Here is an 18,662-nt window from a genome sequence, read left to right on the forward strand (position 1 = left end):
TGATTGCAGGAAGATCAATCAGAATAGTTCACGACTTTCACCATTCTCAGTGACTGTTGTACCCACATCTGGTACGGCATATTCCGTCGGCTGAGTGCCATCAATGAAATACTCTTTACGGGTATTGCTACCACCATTAGATAACTTACCTGTAGCCCGATCAATCGTGACAGAAACAATGCCGGCAGGGGGTTCCATAACTTTCTCAGGAACACCTGCCAACGCAGTTTTCATAAAATCATCCCAAATTGGTTGAGCTGTTTTCGCGCCACCTTCCCCTTTTAATGCCGGAGTACGCCCCAAACTTCTGCTATGTTCATCGAAACCAATCCAAGCTGTTGCCACCATATCTGGGCCATAACCGGAGAACCACGCATCTTTTGAGCTGTTGGTCGTCCCAGTTTTGCCACCAATATCACGGCGCTTCAAATCACGGGCAGCCCGCCAGCCCGTTCCCATCCAACCCGGCTCACCAAAGATATTGGTATTCAAGGCATCATGAATAAGGAACGCCAACGGTGTACTAATAACGTGAGGAGCATACTGTTGATCATCCACATTAACATTTCCCGATACGCTCTCTAACTCCGGTTGAGGCGGTAAAGCTGGATTTTGCGGAACATCAGAATGAGCCACGTTCTCAATGGAGTCTTCAGACAATTCAATGGAACGAGCTGTTTCACCATAAATCACCGGAATGTTTTCACATTGTGGACAAGCAATTTTAGGTTTCGCTTCAAACAGTACCTTCCCCTCATCATTTTCAATTTTGCTGATGAAGTAAGGATCAACCAGGTAACCACCATTTGCCATCACGGCATAACCGCGTACTAACTGTAGCGGGGTAAATGAAGGGGAACCCAGTGCTAAAGATTCTGTACGTACAACATTTTCACCCGGTAAACCGAAACGCTTCAGGTAATCAGCAGCGTAATCAACCCCCATTGCACGCATGGCACGAACCATCACTACGTTCTTGGATTGCCCTAACCCCTGACGCAAGCGAATTGGCCCATCGTAAGTCGGTGGTGAGTTTTTCGGACGCCAATCCGTCCCGGCTCCGGCATCCCAACGGCTGATTGGCGCATCATTCAGCAATGAAGCCAACGTCAGCCCTTTGTCCATTGCAGCGGTATACAGGAATGGCTTGATATTGGAACCGACCTGACGCAACGATTGTGTCACACGGTTAAATTTACTCAATTCAAAATCAAACCCACCGACCAACGCTTCTATCGCACCATTCATCGGATTGATGGAGACCAACGCCGCATTAACGTCGGGAAGTTGAGCCAACCACCACATATCATTGACTTTTCTGATCCAAATTTGTTCGCCTGCTCGAATGACTTCATTGACACTATGTGGTACAGCGCCTTGTAAGCTGTCAGTTTTAAATGGACGTGCCCAGCGCACGCCTGCCATTGTCAACTCAACTTTGTTGCCATCCACCAGCATAACTTGTGCCTGGTGAGTGCTGGAGCTCGTCACAATGGCCGGCACCAGAGGGCCATATTTGGGCAAGGTTTTCAGCTTATCGATAATCTGCGTTTGACTCCATACCGGCTGATTGGCTTTCCATAACACTTCCTGGGGGCCGCGGTAACCGTGACGGACATCATAATCAATCACATTGGAACGCACCGCGTTTACAGCCGCTAACTGAGATTTGCGCGTGATAGTGGTATAGACCTTATAACCATCTGTATAGGCATTTTCACCATAACGATTGATCATTTCCTGGCGAGCCATTTCAGTCAGATAAGGCGCAGAAAAAATAATTTGTGGAGCGTGATAACGGGCAACCAATTTTTCTTCTCTGGCTTCATCATACTGACGCCGAGTGATATATCCCTCTTCCAGCATTCTTCCCAGTACCACATTGCGGCGGCTGATCGCCCGATCATAAGAATAAAGTGGGTTAAACGTTGAAGGCGCTTTCGGCAAACCGGCAATCATCGCCATTTCACCCAATGTCAACTCGTTGACGCTCTTGCCAAAATAGACATGAGCCGCAGCGCCAACACCATAAGCGCGATAGCCAAGATAGATCTTGTTGAGATACAACTCCAGGATTTCATCCTTAGTTAATAATTGTTCGATCTTAATCGCCAGAAATGCCTCTTTCGCTTTACGTATCAAAGTTTTCTCTCGGCTAAGAAAAAAGTTTCTCGCAAGCTGCTGAGTGATGGTACTCGCCCCTTGGGAAGCATGACCGGAAGTCATTACCACAGAAACAGCGCGGATCACCCCGATGGGATCAACACCGTGGTGTTCATAAAAACGGCTATCTTCCGTGGCAATAAAAGCTTTCTCCATTAGGGGAGGTATTTCTGACAAGGTAAGGGGTAAACGGCGTTTTTCACCATATTGGGCTATTAATTCGCCATCAGCACTGAACACCTGCATAGGTGTTTGTAACCGGACATCCTTTAGCGTCGCAACATCAGGAAGCTGTGGCTCGATATATTTGTACAAACCAAAAATCGAGGCAGCTCCCAATAAAATGCAAACAACAATAAGGATCAAAAAATACTTTATGAACTTCACCTGAAATTTCTCACGCCATGTTAATCGGGCAGTTTATAAACGATCAGTACGTAGTATAAAAGGCTTAGTATAAAGGGATTAGTATAAGGGTTGTACAACACTATATGTACAATAACCATATGTACAAATAATAGATATCACCTTTACCAGTCCCGCTTTCATGTCTCATTAGGTTTTCATTAATTTGATGTTTTCGTTGATAGTAGATAAGGAGATCTCTATATGTATCCACCTAAATGGTATATCGGACTGGATGTCCAAGATCATTACATTCGCGCTCTTGCCGCCATTAAACGCCGTGACGGTTGGCAACTTCGACATTGCTGGCAATATCACTTATCCAGCGAGATTATTTCAGGAGGGCGGTTACAAGATCCTGAAAAATTATTCCACATTTTAATGCAATGGCGAAAAATATTACCTAAGAATCTTAGCTTAAGATTAGCCCTCCCTGTTCAGCAAACCTTACAGCGCCAGATCGCCTTACCTGACCATACTGCTTTACAGGAGCCGGAACTTGGCTGGTTTGTGCACGCCAATGCTGAAAAACAATTTCCTGCCAGTGATCTGGCGTTGGATTATCGTGTTCATGGTCAGCAGATTTGCATTAGTGCAACCCGTCAAAAAGATCTCAACCTCTGGCTGAATCTGTTCGCTGAGATCAATTTATCTCTCGATTCCATTGATATTGCACCCTGTGCATTGCGTTATGTCGCCAAACTTGCGGGAGTGCCTGACGACAGTTGGTTAGTTCACAAACGTATGACAGACTGGCTATGGGTAGCCCCTGCTAACCGACCTTTCGGTTATGGCCTGATAACTTCACAACCGGATTCCCATCTGGTCCAGGTCATCAACCAGCTCCCCATGACTCCAGGAACAGAAAATTATGCAATTTATTACAGCGATGAAGAGCAATCGACATCAGTAAAAGCGATATCAGTATCAACAAAATCGGCCAATATTTGGCAACTCTTAATGGCGTTCCGTCATTATCATCCCCCACTGCCAGATAAAACGAATGCGTTCATTATTGCCGCAGGTTTAGCGCTCAGGCCGAGTGATCAATGATGCATCAAGTCAATTTTTTACCCTGGCGGCAGAAAAGGCTCAAACGCCAGTGCCAAACATGGGGAGCACTACTTTGCTTACAACTTACGTTGTGGACAGCAATATTGGTGTTTATTTCTACGCTACAAACAAACCAGATTAGACAATATCGCGAACAATTAACGGAAATGACTCACCAATTGGCTCAATTACAACAAACTATCAGTGCAACAGACCAAGCCGTGCAACAGCACCAACAATTGTCACAACAATTACGGAAAAAACGCATATTCATGGAACAGAATCAACGTTATTTACAACTATTTCGTCAACTTCCTCATTTATTACCAGAGAATAGTTGGCTGACTGCATTTAGTGACGACAGTGGACAATTAATTTTTACCGCCCGCAGTCAAAACTATACAGATATCTCCAATTTGTTGGATAACCTGACTGACGATACTTCGCTTAACAATGTACAGCTAAGAAAAATGACCACGACAGAAGATCATTTCAAGGTTTTTACCATTGATGCAAATTGGTTGATGGGGGAATCCGATGAGAAATAATTATCTTGAATGGTTTTATCGGCCCGTCTGGCAACAGCTTGTCTTGCAACAATTGCTCATCATCTCACTACTGTTGGGGTTCTATTTTTTAGTCTGGCAGAAAAATCGGTATGAGATTCACGCTCTCCAGAGCAATATTAAGCAGCAGCAACACAATGCGGTTCTATCCCGGCAAAAACTTGCTGAACTGCCATCTCTGCCTGAAACTCAACAGCAGATCCAGCATATGACTACAAGCCTTGCTCAAAACGGCCATCTTTCATCCTCAAAAAATAATACGACCATACTCAAACGACTGCATACACCACTAACCCACTCCGGTAGTCAGCTAATGGAATGGAAAATCCACAAAGAAAACGAACACGTTTTCTGGCATATCATGCTGTCGCTAAATTACGGCCAATTTCTCCATTTCTTGAATGAAATTCAAAAATTGCAACCACCGTTATTAATTAAGCACATCACAATTACACCTGCCGATGATAACCTAACGGTTCACATGGTTTTTTCAGATGAGGAGAAATCATGAACCGCCATCCTTTGCTTCTCCTAATCTGTCTCTTATTCCCCCTATTTGGTTTTACCGGAGAAGAGCCAAATTTTGAAATGCCAATAAGAGATCCGTTCCAGCCTCCGATAATAGAGAATGCAACTGACTTTTCTCCGGCAGAACAAAATGAGCAAGAACAAGAGATCGAATATCAGGCAATTACTTTGCAATACGCCGACGCAGGGCAAGTGGCAGAACAATTACAGAAAAATCATCCTGCACTACTGACAAAATGGGGAAAGGTTGAACACGATCCCTTAACCAACAGCCTGATCCTGGAAGATAAATTTGATGCCATTACCCGTATTAAAAACTGGCTGAAAGAAGTCGATACCCCACAGCAACAAGTACAGATCACTGCCCATATTGTTACCAGCAGTCAGGAAGCCCTGCATGAATTGGGGATTCATTGGGGAGTAAACGCCGATCCACATAATCAATCAATAGGTCTAAACCGCTTAAATCTACATCAACCCGCTGGCAATCAGCGCCATAGGTTGGTACTGAATACCGCCCGCATTCATGCAAACTTACTAGAGCTGGAACTCAGTGCACTAGAGCAGGAAAACCAGCTTGATATCATTGCCAGCCCACGACTAACAGCTTCACATCAGCAAACAGCCAGTATCAAGCAAGGTTCTGATATTCCCTATATTGTTCAGGACAAGGACAAAACTACCGTTCAATTTAAAGAGGCGGTATTGGGCATGGAAGTTACTCCCCATATTTTAAGGCAGGGGAAAATCCGGCTCGCACTGAAAATTAGTCAGAATGCGCCCGGTTTTCCCATCAACCAGGGAGGAAATGAAAATTTGTCCATCGATAAACAAGAGATAATAACCCAAGTTACAATTAGAAATGGGGAGACCTTGATTCTCGGAGGGATCTTCCAACAGAAAAAAACCGCAAGTTTACAAAAAGTTCCTTATTTGTCAGATCTGCCCCTATTGGGGGCATTATTTAACCAAAAAGGAGAGCAACATAGCCGCCGGGAACTCGTAATTTTTATTACACCTCAACTGACCGATATTTAATCAATGAAAAATATAATATAAAAATCAATCCATTAATAACGTAATTATGTTTTTTCTGTCAAAACACCTACCGTTTTTCTTGGTCTGGCCTGTTTATGGATTTGACGCTGAGAGTAATTTAGCATACAAGGATTAACTAATTGAGTGAGCAGATCTAATATCGCAAGCAAGAGCTTATACCCAATAGATGGCAAATTGCAGCAAAACAGCAAGTTGTAGGATGGAAGGTAGATACAATAGGCTCTCAATCGGCCAGCAAAAGCATGAACCCGATGATTCAGCTCGTGCGAAATTTATATAGTTGCAATACAGGCTGATGTGCTGAGATAATTTTCCTATCTGATCTCACATTATCACTCATGAGGTTTCAGTTTAGGTCCCGTGGCTAATCTGATTGGCGGGGCGGGTTATCATTAACAAACAGTCTTAGTAATACCAAAAACATGGCAGAGAAACGCAATATCTTTCTGGTTGGGCCTATGGGTGCCGGCAAAAGCACTATTGGTCGTCAGTTAGCTCAGCAACTCAATATGGAGTTTTACGACTCTGATCAAGAAATTGAGCGACGTACCGGAGCTGACGTGGGCTGGGTATTTGATGTGGAAGGCGAAGAAGGCTTCCGCGATCGCGAAGAAAAAATAATTAACGAACTGACTGAAAAACAAGGCATCGTATTGGCTACTGGAGGGGGTTCTGTTAAATCAAAAGAAACCCGCAATCGCCTGTCTGCCCGTGGTGTGGTCGTCTATTTAGAAACAACCATCGAAAAACAGTTGGCTCGTACCCAGCGCGATAAAAAACGCCCTTTACTTCAAGTTGATGCACCAGCACGAGAAGTTTTAGAGAATTTGGCTGATGAGCGCAATCCTCTTTATGAGGAAATTGCTGACGTGACTATTCGCACAGATGAGCAAAGCGCCAAAGTCGTCGCTAACCAAATCATTGAACTACTGGAAAAAAACTGATTATAGCGCGTCCGCACAGCGGCAAACGATAAGGCGAAAGCTGATATGGAACAAGTGACTGTTACGTTAGGTGAAAGAAGCTATCCAATTACCATAGCCGAAGGGCTATTTTCTGACAGTGAGGCATTCAAGCCCCTGCAAGCGGGTCAACAGGTCATGATAGTGACCAATGAGACGCTTGCTCCCCTGTATCTCGAACAGGTGAAATCCACATTGCAGAGAATGGATCTTCGGGTAAATGAAGTTATCTTGCCTGACGGTGAACAGCACAAATCACTTTTTGTGCTCAATGACATTTTTTCCGCCTTGCTGGAAAATAATCATGGTCGTGACACAACGCTTATCGCCCTTGGTGGTGGTGTAATCGGTGATATGACGGGGTTTGCCGCGGCTAGCTATCAACGCGGTGTTCGTTTCATCCAAGTACCCACCACGCTGCTCTCTCAGGTTGACTCTTCCGTCGGTGGAAAAACAGGAGTCAACCACCCTCTCGGCAAAAATATGATAGGCGCTTTCTACCAGCCAGCTTCGGTTGTTGTCGATCTCAATTGCCTGAAAACATTACCTGCTCAAGAATTATATTCAGGTCTGGCTGAAGTGATTAAATACGGCATTATTCTGGATGGCGAATTCTTTAGCTGGCTTGAAGAGAATATTGAGAAATTACTGGCTCTCGACAGTCAGGCAATGGCTTATTGCATCCGTCGTTGCTGCGAACTCAAGGCGTTGGTTGTTGCAGCTGATGAACAAGAACGCAGTGGAATGCGGGCACTGTTAAACCTCGGTCATACTTTTGGACATGCGATTGAGGCTGAAATGGGTTATGGTGTCTGGCTGCATGGTCATGCTGTTGCTGCGGGTATGGTGATGGCGGCCAGAGCATCTGAACTTGTCGGCACATTCTCAAAACAGGATACCCAACGTATCATCCGCCTGCTGGAACGAGCAAGATTACCTATCAATGGTCCTGAAGCAATGTCCCCTGATGCCTATTTACCTCATATGATGCGTGACAAAAAAGTTTCTGCCGGGAAACTGCATCTGGTACTACCAACAGCCATTGGGAAAGCAAAACTTCGTTCTGATATTGGGAAAAAAGTTATATTGGATGCCGTTCGTCTATCTCAGTTCTCCCTCCGCTAGATATACTTACTCTCTAATTAATTCCAACTTATTGCTCTGGCAGTGAATTTTACTGCCAGGCTGCAATTCGGAGGATGAAGGGAATTTCTGGATATGGCAAAATTTGCGCTGATAATAAAAGCTGAATGATGAATTATCCTCTAGCTGTTATGCTATACAATAGCTAGATTATCAAATAAAGCATCATCAGTTTTAGTTAGGTCAGACTGCCAAACCTCTTCAATAACAATTGGCAGAATTATCTCTGTTAGGAGGGCATGTGGACGAATTAAAATCAGAAAACAAACAAAAAACAGAAAGTGAATTAAAGCCTGATACTTCTGATCGCAATCCTCAGCGCTCCAGAAGACAATTCAATCAACCTAAGCTCGCAATATCCCGCCAACAAATAATGATCGGTGTTGGCATTCTGGTACTTTTGCTTCTGATTATTGCCATCAGCTCTGCATTGAAATCACCCACTGAGCATGAAAAACAGCAATCACAGCAAAATGCAGCGGAAAAGAGTATTAACCTTTCTGGTTCTTCTTCACTTTCTACCAATTCCCCCGGCAGCGAGCAAGAAAATCCGTCAGAACCAGCAATTCATGGCGCACGTGAAATCAGTCCGCCACCAATTAATAGTACACCAAGCAAAGATCTTCCTCCCAAAACCGGAACTGGTGGCTACAACCAGCGTATAGAGTTACCCGGTGATATTTCTGATGCTTTGAATCAACAACAAAGCACCATTAATAATTCTATACAAAACAATCTGACACAACCGCAAGCCAAACCCACTAAACCAACGGTAACACCACCTGTTGAGCCAAGCAAACCAGAGAAGGTTACGCCACCCAAAAGAGAGAATAAGGCCAGAGAAGACAATCACGCCAAAGCAGCTAGTCAATATCAAGCCAATAAAAAGAGCGTCGCCGATGCTGGTGGTGATCTGCTGAAAGCACCAGCAAATCGATTCACACTACAATTGAGTAGTGCCGGCCGTTCTGATACCTTAAGCGCCTTCGCGAAAAAAAATAACCTTATCAATTACAAGGTTTATGAAACTAAACGCGATGGCAAGACATGGTTTATCTTGATCCACGGTGATTACAGTTCTGTTTCTGATGCTAAAAGGGCTATTTCCTCACTGCCTGCTGAAGTTCAGGCCAAAAAGCCTTGGGTCAGAAAACTACAACAAGTTCAGCAAGATCTGAAAAAATAAAACTATTTTGATTAGGCGCTGATATGCTGTCCTAAACAGAGTACAATCTGCGGCTCTGAAATTATTGAATAACTAATTTGACGGCATGAAAAAAAAACGCGCTTTCTTAAAATGGGCCGGTGGAAAATACCCCTTGGTAGATGATATTAAACGTCATCTGCCAGAGGGAGATTGCTTGATTGAGCCATTTGTTGGCGCAGGCTCGGTATTCCTCAATACCGATTATGATTCTTACATTTTGTCAGATATCAATAGCGATCTGATCAACCTGTATAATGCCGTAAAATCTCGTGCGGATGAATTTATTAATCATGTCCGTCCATTATTTTCATCGGAGTTCAACACTGCCGAAAACTTCTATCGCCTGAGAGAAGAGTTCAACAAAAGCAAAGATCCCTTTCGCCGCAGTATGCTGTTTCTTTACCTGAACCGCCACTGCTATAACGGGCTTTGTCGCTATAATTCACGAGGTGAATTTAACGTGCCTTTTGGCCGCTATAAAAAGCCTTATTTTCCTGAAAATGAGCTTTACTGGTTTGCAGAAAAATCCCAGAAAGCAACGTTCATCTGCCAACATTACGAAATAGCATTAAACAATGCCTCAAAGGGTTCGGTGATTTATTGTGATCCCCCGTATGCCCCACTTTCGGCTACGGCTAATTTTACCGCCTATCATACAAATAGTTTTAACCTTCTCGATCAGGAAAATCTGGCGAATATCGCCTATCATATCTCGTCTCAAAAAGGCATTCCGGTACTCATATCTAACCATGACACACCGATGACACGGGAATGGTATCATCAGGCTTCCCTTTACATTGTTAAAGCCCGCCGGACAATAAGCAGAAATATTCTTGCCCGCAGTAAAGTTGATGAACTTTTGGCGTTATACTGCCAGGAGTGATTGAGGTTTCCAGCCCCTGAAATAATGGGGGATAAAACAATGAATTGGAGAAGATAACAATGAAGAAAGACTTTCTGATTGCCCCATCCATTCTATCCGCAGATTTTGCCCGATTAGGTGAAGATACCGCTCAGGTTTTGGCAGCAGGCGCTGATGTTGTGCACTTTGATGTCATGGATAACCATTACGTGCCAAATTTGACGATTGGTCCAATGGTCTGCCAGGCACTGCGCGACTATGGCATTACTGCGCCAATTGATGTTCACCTGATGGTAAAACCTGTTGATCGCATTATTCCTGATTTTGCCAAGACTGGTGCAACTTATATCACTTTCCATCCTGAAGCGAGTGAGCATGTCGATCGCACACTGCAACTTATCAAGGAACATGGCTGTAAAGCGGGCTTGGTCTTCAATCCAGCAACCCCGCTTAACTATCTTGATTATGTATTAGATAAGTTGGATGTGATTCTGTTGATGTCTGTTAATCCAGGTTTCGGTGGTCAGTCTTTCATTCCAGAAACACTGAAAAAACTGCGTCAGGTACGTAAAATCATTGATGACAGCGGATATGATATCCGTCTCGAAGTTGATGGCGGTATCAAACCCAATAATATTGCTGAGGCGGCTCAAGCTGGCGCAGATATGTTCGTTGCCGGCTCTGCTATTTTCAGCCAGCCAGATTATAAAGCGGTTATTGATGAGATGCGCCGCGAATTATCGAAGGTAGCATAATGAAAAATGACGTCATAAAAGGAATTCGTGCCATTGCATTTGATTTGGATGGCACACTGGTGGACAGTGCTGGCGGTCTGGCTGATGCCTTGGATCAGGCTCTGATGGCCAAAGGCTTACCTGTTGCGGGCAAAGAACACGTCGCCGTCTGGATAGGCAATGGTGCTGATGTCATGGTTGAACGCGCATTAAAGTGGGCTGGAGCAGAACCGTCTGCCGAATTGCATAGCGAAACACGCAAACTGTTTGATAAATTTTATGAAACTAGCGTAGCCACAGGCAGCCAACTATTTCCCCAGGTAAAAGAGACGTTGGCAGAACTGGCAAAACACCATTTGCCGATGGCGATTGTTACGAATAAACCCACCCCTTTTATTGCTCCATTGCTGGAATCATTAGGTATCAGTGAATACTTTTCATTGGTGCTAGGCGGTGACGATGTTAAAGAGAAAAAGCCTCATCCCGCACCACTCTATCTAACAATGGGTATGTTTGGTTTGCATAAAGAAGAATTGCTTTTTGTTGGCGATTCCCGTAATGATATTTTGGCGGCACAAGCCGCTGGTTGCCCGTGTATTGGCTTAACCTATGGCTATAACTACGGAGAGTCGATAGTATCAAGCCACCCAAATTATGTATTGGACCATTTTTCGGATTTACTCCCAACTATTGGACTATCCACTTTGAACCCATTATCCAGTTTGAAAATACAGGAAGCTTAATAAAATGAATGAACCCACTGCAATGAAACCAAACTCCCAAAAACCTATTGTATTCAGCGGCGCACAACCCTCCGGTGAATTAACCATCGGTAACTATATGGGAGCGTTACGTCAGTGGGTTAAAATGCAAGATGAATACGATTGCATCTATTGCATCGTTAACCAACATGCCATTACCGTGCGTCAAGATCCCAATGAACTGAAAAAACGCACGCTGGATACGCTGGCACTTTACCTTGCCTGTGGTATTGATCCAAAGAAAAGTACCATCTTCGTTCAGTCACATGTTCCACAACATTCCCAGTTAAGCTGGGTGCTGAATTGCTACACTTATTTCGGTGAACTTAGCCGCATGACCCAGTTCAAGGATAAATCAGCCCGTCATGCAGAAAATATCAATGCTGGCTTGTTTGATTATCCGGTTCTCATGGCTGCTGATATTTTGCTTTATCAGGCCAATCAGATCCCTGTAGGCATCGACCAGAAGCAGCACCTTGAATTAACCCGTGATTTAGCGCTACGGTTTAACGCTTTATACGGCGATATTTTCACTGTTCCAGAGCCATTCATTCCAACAGGTGGCGCACGTGTCATGTCATTGCAAGATCCGAGCAAGAAAATGTCGAAGTCGGATGATAACCGCAATAACGTCATTGCCCTGTTGGAAGACCCTAAATCCGTCGCTAAGAAAATTAAACGTGCAGTTACCGATTCTGATGAACCACCTTGCGTACGTTACGATCAGGAAAATAAACCAGGCGTTTCCAACTTACTGGATATTCTCGCTGGTGTAACAGGTAAAACTATTCCTGAATTAGAAGCCGAGTTTGAAGGTAAAATGTATGGTCATTTGAAAGGAGCTGTCGCAGATGCCGTAAGCGAAATGCTGACAGGCTTACAAGAACGTTTCCATCATTTCCGTAACGATAAAGCCTTACTTAACCAAATCATGGCAGAAGGTGCGGCCAAGGCTCAGGCTCGTGCCCAGGTAACCTTGGATAAAGTCTATGAAGCGGTAGGTTTGATCGCTCATCCGTAACAGCCAACCTTATGTGAATGCCAAAGGGTATCCATTTCCCCCTTTGGCATATAGATTCCGTTACTTACCGAATAAACGACGATTAAAATCCTCAATTCTTCCATGCAATATGCGTTTTTGCATCGTCAGATTCCAACTGGCAGACAATCCAGCAGCCCCCATTAAACGACGATACAGCTCTTCATCAAATGGGTTATGAAAAGCAATGGAAATTGCTTCCTTAACAGAAACATCGCTATTACGACTTAACAGTTTTATCGGTTCACCGGCACTCACCAATCCAGGAGAGATAACACGATATAACCAACCACAACGCCCATTATTTTGCATCATCGCAGCAAACTCACTGATGTTTGTAATAAAGTTGAGTTTATAACAAGGAGAACGTGGTTGAGTTACTTGAATCAGAGCTTCATCCCATTGGAAAATATCACCAATATAGACATCATCTTCCGTCATTCCTTCAGTGGATATATTCTCACCAAACAAGGGAGAGACAAATAATTCCATCAATTCAGGAAATTGTCTTTTCCAAAATAGGTAATGCTCTGTCGGATAATGGCAAAGCGCACGATCAGCTCCACCATGAAAACGAGTTTCCGCTTGTTCATCGCCTTCTAGCCCAAGAGAGGTTAGCTGTAAACGACCATTCACCACCAGTTTATTGATCGCACTGAACCCCAGTGTTTCTGACGATGATATTTTGCCTCTATATATTTGTGGATAATACATTCTTTATTCCCTCTCAGTGAGCTAGTGAAGATGAACACGTATTATCCAGGCATAATAACCAAGATTGCAGACAATAAGAATGCAGATCACAGCCATGACCTGCATTCTTATGAAAAAATAATAGGATGGATTATTTAGTTTTTTCTTCGTAACGTTTTGCCGCTTCATCCCAGTTTACTACATGCCAAAATGCTTTGATGTAATCAGGACGGCGGTTCTGATATTTCAGGTAATAGGCATGCTCCCATACATCCAGACCCACAATCGGGTAACCAGAAGCTCCCGCTATTTCTTCACCCATTAACGGGCTATCCTGATTGGCTGTTGAAACAACAGCAAGTTTGCCATCTTCTTTCAGTACCAACCATGCCCAGCCAGAGCCAAAGCGAGTTGCTGCTGCTTGTTCAAATTTTTCCTTGAAGCTGTCAATACTGCCAAAATCACGCTCAATCGCGATTTTCAAAGCACCATCCAATACTGTGCCTAATTTTAAGCCTTTCCAAAACAGGCTATGGTTTGAGTGACCACCCGCATTGTTGCGAATAAAAGTGCGTTTATCGGCTGGAATTTTATCAAGCTGCTGAATGAGATCATCGATATCAAGTTTGCTTAATTCTGGAAAGGCTTCCAGAGCAGTATTCGTGTTAGTGACATACGTCTGATGGTGTTTAGTATGGTGAATTTCCATCGTTTGTTTATCGAAATGAGGCTCTAGCGCATCATAAGAGTAAGGTAGAGAAGGCAATGAATGGCTCATATCATATCTCCAGTTGTTTAGAATTTAGAATATATAAAGCTCACACCTTGTGAACAACATGATTATTATAGTGAATTGAACAATAATGAAAATGATTATCAATTCCATGTTATCTCTATGGTTTCCTTTATACATTCACGTTTCATGCCTCCTCATAGATAAAAATATCAATAATAAACTTAAATAACAGAATATAAATCCAATTAAAATAATAAACTCATTACTTAGTCTTGCTTAAACCTACAGCATTAAATGATCATTCCATAAAATTCATTCTCTTTATTGCGTGATCTTCCGCGCAAAAAAGAAACAAAAATTCTTCTCACAGTTTAGTTAACCTTGTTTTGACATAGTATTAACAATTGCAAGGAGATAAAAATATGACTCAAATAATCAAGCATCTTATTCCTGCTGATATTGCAGATACGGCCCTGATAAGCAAGCAACAGTACCTACATGACTATCAAAGGTCATTGCAAGACCCAGAGGGCTTCTGGGGTGAAAAAGGTAAAGTAGTTGACTGGATTCGGCCCTACACCAAGGTCAAAAATACCTCTTTCGATCCCGGGCATATCAGCATCCGCTGGTTTGAAGATGGCACCCTGAACCTAAGTGCCAACTGTCTTGATCGCCATTTGCAAGAGCGTGGTGATCAAACAGCCATTATATGGGAAGGAGATAATCCCGCAGAATCCCGCCATGTTACGTATCGAGAATTACATCATGATGTCTGCCAATTTGCTAATGTATTGAAAAAATTGGGGATCAAAAAAGGCGATGTTGTTGCTATCTATATGCCAATGGTGCCAGAAGCCGCCGTTGCAATGTTAGCCTGTGCCCGTATCGGCGCGATCCATTCCGTAATTTTTGGTGGTTTCTCTCCTGACGCCATCGCTGGTCGAGTTATCGATTCCAACGTTAAGCTCGTGGTTACCGCAGATGAGGGCTTGCGAGCTGGCCGCACAATCCCATTGAAAAAAAATGTTGATGAGGCACTGAACCATTCTGACGTTACTGGTGTGACTAATGTGGTTGTTTTCAGACGTACCGGAAATATTAAAAACTGGAATAACGGTCGTGATTTATGGTGGCATGAACTGACCGAGAGTGTTAGTGCTGAGTGTCCCGCCGAAGAGATAGGTGCCGAAGATCCATTATTCATTCTTTATACCTCAGGCTCTACAGGTAAACCTAAAGGCGTCCTGCATACGACTGGCGGTTATTTAGTCTACGCATCTTTAACGTTTAAATACACGTTTGATTATCGCCCTGGAGAAATTTACTGGTGTACAGCCGACATAGGCTGGGTAACAGGACATAGCTACCTGTTATATGGGCCTCTGTCTTGTGGTGCCACGACTTTAATGTTTGAAGGTGTCCCCAACTATCCCGAAGTTAACCGTCTCTGTCAGGTAGTTGATAAGCATAAAGTTAATATTCTTTATACTGCGCCAACCGCCATTAGGGCATTAATGGCCGAAGGTGATAAAGCCATAGAAGGTACTAAACGTACGTCATTACGTATTATGGGCTCTGTGGGTGAACCTATTAACCCAGAAGCATGGGAATGGTACTACAAAAAAATAGGCAACAGTAAATGCCCTATTGTAGATACATGGTGGCAAACCGAAACTGGCGGATTCATGATCACACCGCTACCGGGAGCGACCGATCTCAAGGCAGGCTCTGCCACTCTGCCATTTTTTGGTGTTAATCCAGCGTTGGTTGATAATTCTGGAGAAATTTTAGAGGGTATGAGTGAAGGCAATCTTGTTATCACGGATTCTTGGCCAGCACAGGCACGAACTTTATATGGTGATCATGAGCGTTTTGAACAAACCTATTTTTCCACTTTCAAGGGAATGTATTTCAGTGGTGATGGTGCTCGGCGTGACGAAGATGGCTATTACTGGATCACCGGCCGGGTTGATGATGTTCTGAATATTTCAGGCCATCGTTTGGGAACCGCAGAAATTGAATCAGCTCTGGTTGCATACCCTAAAATTGCTGAAGCTGCCGTTGTTGGCATCCCTCATCATATAAAAGGACAAGCAATTTACGCCTACGTCACACTAGTTCATGGTGAAGAGCCTTCCCCTGAACTGTATACCGAGGTCAGGGATTGGGTTCGTAAAGAAATCGGCCCAATTGCAACACCCGATATCCTTCATTGGACAGACTCTCTGCCCAAAACGCGTTCCGGAAAGATTATGCGGCGTATTTTGCGCAAGATTGCTTCTGGTGATACCAGCAACTTAGGAGATACCTCCACGCTGGCCGATCCGGGAGTTGTTGAAAAACTGCTGGAAGAAAAACAATCCATCAACATGTCGTAAAACATATGCGCCGCCGCAAGGCGGCTTGAATAACGCATCACCAAAAGTACGGAGCCGTACAGGGACGTGGCTAATCATCAGGAATTCCTTGGGTATGGCTATCCAATATCTGGTATCTCATGAGGTGGCTTAAGGTGTAACGTTTAAAATCAGCAAGGAGATACTCCAATGAGTGACGACATTTATCAAGAGATTGAAAATAATCCCCGCTTTAAGGAGTTAGTTAAGAAGCGAGGGCGTTTTGCCTGGCTGTTATCCATCATTATGTTAGTGCTTTATGTTGGTTTTATTTTCCTTATTGCTTTTGCTCCTGAATGGCTTGGAACACAACTTCATGAAAATACCAGTATGACGCGGGGGATCCCTGTAGGAGTTGGGATCATCTTCATCTCTTTTATACTAACCGGAGTTTATGTAGTCAGGGCGAATGGTGAATTTGATCGTCTGACGTCAACTATTCTCAACGAGGTAAGAAAATGAAAAAAATCGTATTACTACTTTCTTCCCTCTTTCCTATCCTAGCCCAAGCAAATGCCATTTCAGGTAATGTAGAGAAACAACCTCTGAATATTCAGGCAATTATCATGTTTCTGTTATTCGTCGGGTTAACGCTTGGCATTACTTACTGGGCTTCAAAGCGGACTATTTCACGCTCAGATTACTATACCGCTGGCGGACGTATTACTGGATTCCAGAATGGTATGGCAATAGCAGGTGACTATATGTCAGCCGCCTCATTTCTGGGAATTTCAGCGTTAGTTTATACCTCTGGCTATGATGGGTTGATCTATTCCATTGGCTTTCTCGTTGGCTGGCCAATTATTCTATTCCTCATCGCCGAAAGATTAAGAAATTTGGGGCGTTACACCTTTGCTGATGTCGCTTCTTATCGGCTGAAGCAGCGACCTATCCGTACCTTATCCGCAATGGGTTCGTTAGTTGTTGTTGCGTTATATCTAATAGCTCAGATGGTCGGAGCTGGAAAACTGATCGAGTTACTATTCGGATTGAATTATTACGTCGCTGTTGTTTTGGTCGGCATTTTGATGGTGCTTTATGTATTATTTGGCGGAATGCTGGCGACAACATGGGTCCAGATTATTAAAGCAGTTTTGTTGCTGGCAGGAGCAACATTCATGGCCCTGATGGTCATGAAAACGGTTAATTTCAATTTTCATACCCTATTTAAAGAGGCCATTGCGGTACATTCTCTTGGGCCTGCCATTATGAGCCCTGGAGGATTGGTATCTGATCCTATCTCTGCCCTCTCTCTAGGATTGGCATTAATGTTCGGTACTGCGGGATTACCCCATATTGTCATGCGGTTTTTTACCGTCAGTGATGCTAAAGAAGCCCGTAAAAGTGTTTTCTATGCAACCGGCTTTATTGGCTATTTTTATATCCTGACGTTTATTATCGGATTTGGTGCAATTCTACTAGTCAGCGCCAATCCTTCATTCAAAGATGCAACTGGCGCATTAATTGGTGGTACAAATATGGCAGCTGTCCATCTGGCAAATGCCGTTGGCGGTGATTTTTTCCTTGGTTTTATCTCTGCTGTTGCTTTTGCCACTATTTTAGCTGTAGTAGCAGGGCTAACATTGGCAGGCGCTTCCGCAGTATCTCATGACCTCTATGCCAATGTGATTAAACGGGGACAAGCTAATGAACGAGATGAGCTAAAAGTTTCAAAAATTACTGTCGTTATTCTGGGGTTAGTTGCTATTGGCTTGGGTATTTTGTTCGAAAAACAAAACATTGCTTTTATGGTTGGTTTGGCTTTCTCCATTGCTGCAAGTTGTAATTTCCCTATCATTTTATTGTCAATGTACTGGAGCAAGCTGACTACACGTGGAGCATTAGTTGGTGGATGGTTGGGATTACTGACAGCAGTTGTATTAATGATCCTAGGCCCTACGATCTGGGTTAGTATTCTTGGTCATGAGAAACCCATTTATCCTTATGAATATCCAGCTCTGTTTTCCATGTTTATAGCATTTATCGGAACTTGGTTATCTTCAATTACCGATACTTCCGCACAAGGAATGCAGGAAAAGGAAATGTTTCGCAGTCAGTTTATTCGTTCGCAAACAGGTATTGGTATCGAACAAGGGAAAGCACATTAGCTTTTGGTTAATTATTTCGATTTTTCTCAAACGCAAAAAAGCCATCCGATTAAGGATGGCTTCTCTGACTGATTGAATGTCTGGCAGTGTCCTACTCTCACATGGGGAGACCCCACACTACCATCGGCGCTACGGCGTTTCACTGCTGAGTTCGGCATGGGATCAGGTGGGACCACCGCGCTGTTGCCGCCAGACAAATTCTGTTTTCAATCCCGAACAAGCCTGCTTTCTCTGAAACTTCTCTCTC

The 18,662-nt window shown here is 43.6% G+C and carries 17 protein-coding genes and 1 rRNA gene; 14 read left to right on the forward strand and 4 right to left on the reverse strand.

Going from position 1 to position 18,662, the window contains the following annotated elements:
* Positions 1-18: 18 nt before the first annotated feature.
* Positions 19-2,550 carry a peptidoglycan glycosyltransferase/peptidoglycan DD-transpeptidase MrcA gene (gene mrcA / locus Xets_RS05435; protein ID WP_187651290.1) on the reverse strand — a complete coding sequence of 844 codons (2,532 nt, stop codon included), beginning with the start codon at positions 2,548-2,550 and terminating at the stop codon, positions 19-21.
* 222 nt (positions 2,551-2,772) lie between these two features.
* On the opposite strand from mrcA, the gene pilM reads away from it, so the two are divergent.
* The 11 genes from pilM (at position 2,773) to trpS (ending at position 12,464) form a co-directional block, all read left to right on the forward strand.
* A complete protein-coding gene (gene pilM, locus Xets_RS05440; RefSeq protein WP_187651291.1) occupies positions 2,773-3,621 on the forward strand; it encodes a pilus assembly protein PilM in 849 nt (282 codons plus the stop codon).
* Positions 3,618-4,169 (forward strand): PilN domain-containing protein, encoded by a 552-nt coding sequence (locus Xets_RS05445; RefSeq protein WP_099131856.1) that lies wholly within the window; start codon positions 3,618-3,620, stop codon positions 4,167-4,169. The genes pilM and Xets_RS05445 overlap by 4 nt, the downstream gene beginning before the upstream one ends.
* The gene (locus Xets_RS05450; RefSeq protein WP_099131857.1) at positions 4,159-4,698 is read left to right on the forward strand and encodes a hypothetical protein; all 540 of its coding nucleotides are present in this window, start codon (positions 4,159-4,161) and stop codon (positions 4,696-4,698) included. The genes Xets_RS05445 and Xets_RS05450 overlap by 11 nt, the downstream gene beginning before the upstream one ends.
* Complete coding sequence (locus Xets_RS05455; RefSeq protein ID WP_099131858.1) at positions 4,695-5,753, forward strand: secretin N-terminal domain-containing protein; 1,059 nt, start codon at positions 4,695-4,697, stop codon at positions 5,751-5,753. The genes Xets_RS05450 and Xets_RS05455 overlap by 4 nt, the downstream gene beginning before the upstream one ends.
* A gap of 443 nt (positions 5,754-6,196) precedes the next feature.
* Entirely contained in the window at positions 6,197-6,718 is a 522-nt protein-coding gene (aroK, locus tag Xets_RS05460; RefSeq protein WP_038237472.1) for a shikimate kinase AroK, read from the forward strand.
* 45 nt (positions 6,719-6,763) lie between these two features.
* Entirely contained in the window at positions 6,764-7,861 is a 1,098-nt protein-coding gene (aroB, locus tag Xets_RS05465) for a 3-dehydroquinate synthase (protein ID WP_099131859.1), read from the forward strand.
* 259 nt (positions 7,862-8,120) lie between these two features.
* Positions 8,121-9,065: an SPOR domain-containing protein gene (locus Xets_RS05470; RefSeq protein ID WP_099131860.1), complete on the forward strand. Its 945-nt coding sequence runs from the start codon at positions 8,121-8,123 to the stop codon at positions 9,063-9,065.
* A gap of 85 nt (positions 9,066-9,150) precedes the next feature.
* Positions 9,151-9,969 carry an adenine-specific DNA-methyltransferase gene (gene dam, locus Xets_RS05475; RefSeq protein ID WP_099131861.1) on the forward strand — a complete coding sequence of 273 codons (819 nt, stop codon included), beginning with the start codon at positions 9,151-9,153 and terminating at the stop codon, positions 9,967-9,969.
* Positions 9,970-10,028: 59 nt separating this feature from the next.
* Positions 10,029-10,703: a ribulose-phosphate 3-epimerase gene (gene rpe / locus Xets_RS05480; protein ID WP_187651292.1), complete on the forward strand. Its 675-nt coding sequence runs from the start codon at positions 10,029-10,031 to the stop codon at positions 10,701-10,703.
* On the forward strand, positions 10,703-11,425 hold the full coding sequence (locus Xets_RS05485; RefSeq protein ID WP_099131863.1) for a phosphoglycolate phosphatase: 723 nt from the start codon (positions 10,703-10,705) through the stop codon (positions 11,423-11,425). Before rpe ends, Xets_RS05485 begins: the two co-directional genes overlap by 1 nt.
* A gap of 4 nt (positions 11,426-11,429) precedes the next feature.
* A complete protein-coding gene (trpS, locus tag Xets_RS05490) occupies positions 11,430-12,464 on the forward strand; it encodes a tryptophan--tRNA ligase (RefSeq protein WP_187651293.1) in 1,035 nt (344 codons plus the stop codon).
* A 60-nt stretch (positions 12,465-12,524) separates the two neighbouring features.
* Here the strand turns inward: trpS and yiiM are convergent, their stop codons facing one another.
* Positions 12,525-13,196, reverse strand: coding sequence for a 6-hydroxyaminopurine reductase (yiiM, locus tag Xets_RS05495; protein WP_099131865.1), 672 nt, complete (start codon positions 13,194-13,196; stop codon positions 12,525-12,527).
* Positions 13,197-13,326: 130 nt separating this feature from the next.
* The gene (gene sodA / locus Xets_RS05500; protein WP_099131866.1) at positions 13,327-13,953 is read right to left on the reverse strand and encodes a superoxide dismutase [Mn]; all 627 of its coding nucleotides are present in this window, start codon (positions 13,951-13,953) and stop codon (positions 13,327-13,329) included.
* A gap of 380 nt (positions 13,954-14,333) precedes the next feature.
* On the opposite strand from sodA, the gene acs reads away from it, so the two are divergent.
* The 3 genes from acs to actP all read left to right on the forward strand — a co-directional run bounded on the left by acs (position 14,334) and on the right by actP (position 18,415).
* Complete coding sequence (gene acs / locus Xets_RS05505; RefSeq protein WP_187651294.1) at positions 14,334-16,289, forward strand: acetate--CoA ligase; 1,956 nt, start codon at positions 14,334-14,336, stop codon at positions 16,287-16,289.
* Between the two features lie 168 nt (positions 16,290-16,457).
* Positions 16,458-16,769, forward strand: a complete 312-nt coding sequence (locus Xets_RS05510; protein ID WP_099117453.1) for a DUF485 domain-containing protein — start codon at positions 16,458-16,460, stop codon at positions 16,767-16,769.
* A complete protein-coding gene (gene actP, locus Xets_RS05515) occupies positions 16,766-18,415 on the forward strand; it encodes a cation/acetate symporter ActP (protein ID WP_099131868.1) in 1,650 nt (549 codons plus the stop codon). The genes Xets_RS05510 and actP overlap by 4 nt, the downstream gene beginning before the upstream one ends.
* 78 nt (positions 18,416-18,493) lie before the next feature.
* On the opposite strand, the gene rrf is transcribed toward actP, so the two are convergent.
* Positions 18,494-18,609, reverse strand: a 5S ribosomal RNA gene (rrf, locus tag Xets_RS05520).
* Positions 18,610-18,662 lie beyond the last annotated feature (53 nt).

It is taken from the genome of Xenorhabdus sp. TS4 (assembly GCF_014467265.1).
GTDB classification, from domain to species: domain Bacteria; phylum Pseudomonadota; class Gammaproteobacteria; order Enterobacterales; family Enterobacteriaceae; genus Xenorhabdus; species Xenorhabdus ehlersii.

Coding starts and splice junctions, on each gene's coding strand:
- rpe (WP_187651292.1), top strand. CDS start 10,029: ATGAAGAAAGACTTTCTGATTGCCCCATCCATTCTATCCGCAGATTTT.
- pilM (WP_187651291.1), top strand. CDS start 2,773: ATGTATCCACCTAAATGGTATATCGGACTGGATGTCCAAGATCATTAC.
- aroB (WP_099131859.1), top strand. CDS start 6,764: ATGGAACAAGTGACTGTTACGTTAGGTGAAAGAAGCTATCCAATTACC.
- Xets_RS05485 (WP_099131863.1), top strand. CDS start 10,703: ATGAAAAATGACGTCATAAAAGGAATTCGTGCCATTGCATTTGATTTG.
- acs (WP_187651294.1), top strand. CDS start 14,334: ATGACTCAAATAATCAAGCATCTTATTCCTGCTGATATTGCAGATACG.
- dam (WP_099131861.1), top strand. CDS start 9,151: ATGAAAAAAAAACGCGCTTTCTTAAAATGGGCCGGTGGAAAATACCCC.
- Xets_RS05450 (WP_099131857.1), top strand. CDS start 4,159: ATGAGAAATAATTATCTTGAATGGTTTTATCGGCCCGTCTGGCAACAG.
- aroK (WP_038237472.1), top strand. CDS start 6,197: ATGGCAGAGAAACGCAATATCTTTCTGGTTGGGCCTATGGGTGCCGGC.
- trpS (WP_187651293.1), top strand. CDS start 11,430: ATGAATGAACCCACTGCAATGAAACCAAACTCCCAAAAACCTATTGTA.
- Xets_RS05445 (WP_099131856.1), top strand. CDS start 3,618: ATGATGCATCAAGTCAATTTTTTACCCTGGCGGCAGAAAAGGCTCAAA.
- yiiM (WP_099131865.1), bottom strand. CDS start 13,196: ATGTATTATCCACAAATATATAGAGGCAAAATATCATCGTCAGAAACA.
- sodA (WP_099131866.1), bottom strand. CDS start 13,953: ATGAGCCATTCATTGCCTTCTCTACCTTACTCTTATGATGCGCTAGAG.
- Xets_RS05455 (WP_099131858.1), top strand. CDS start 4,695: ATGAACCGCCATCCTTTGCTTCTCCTAATCTGTCTCTTATTCCCCCTA.
- Xets_RS05510 (WP_099117453.1), top strand. CDS start 16,458: ATGAGTGACGACATTTATCAAGAGATTGAAAATAATCCCCGCTTTAAG.
- actP (WP_099131868.1), top strand. CDS start 16,766: ATGAAAAAAATCGTATTACTACTTTCTTCCCTCTTTCCTATCCTAGCC.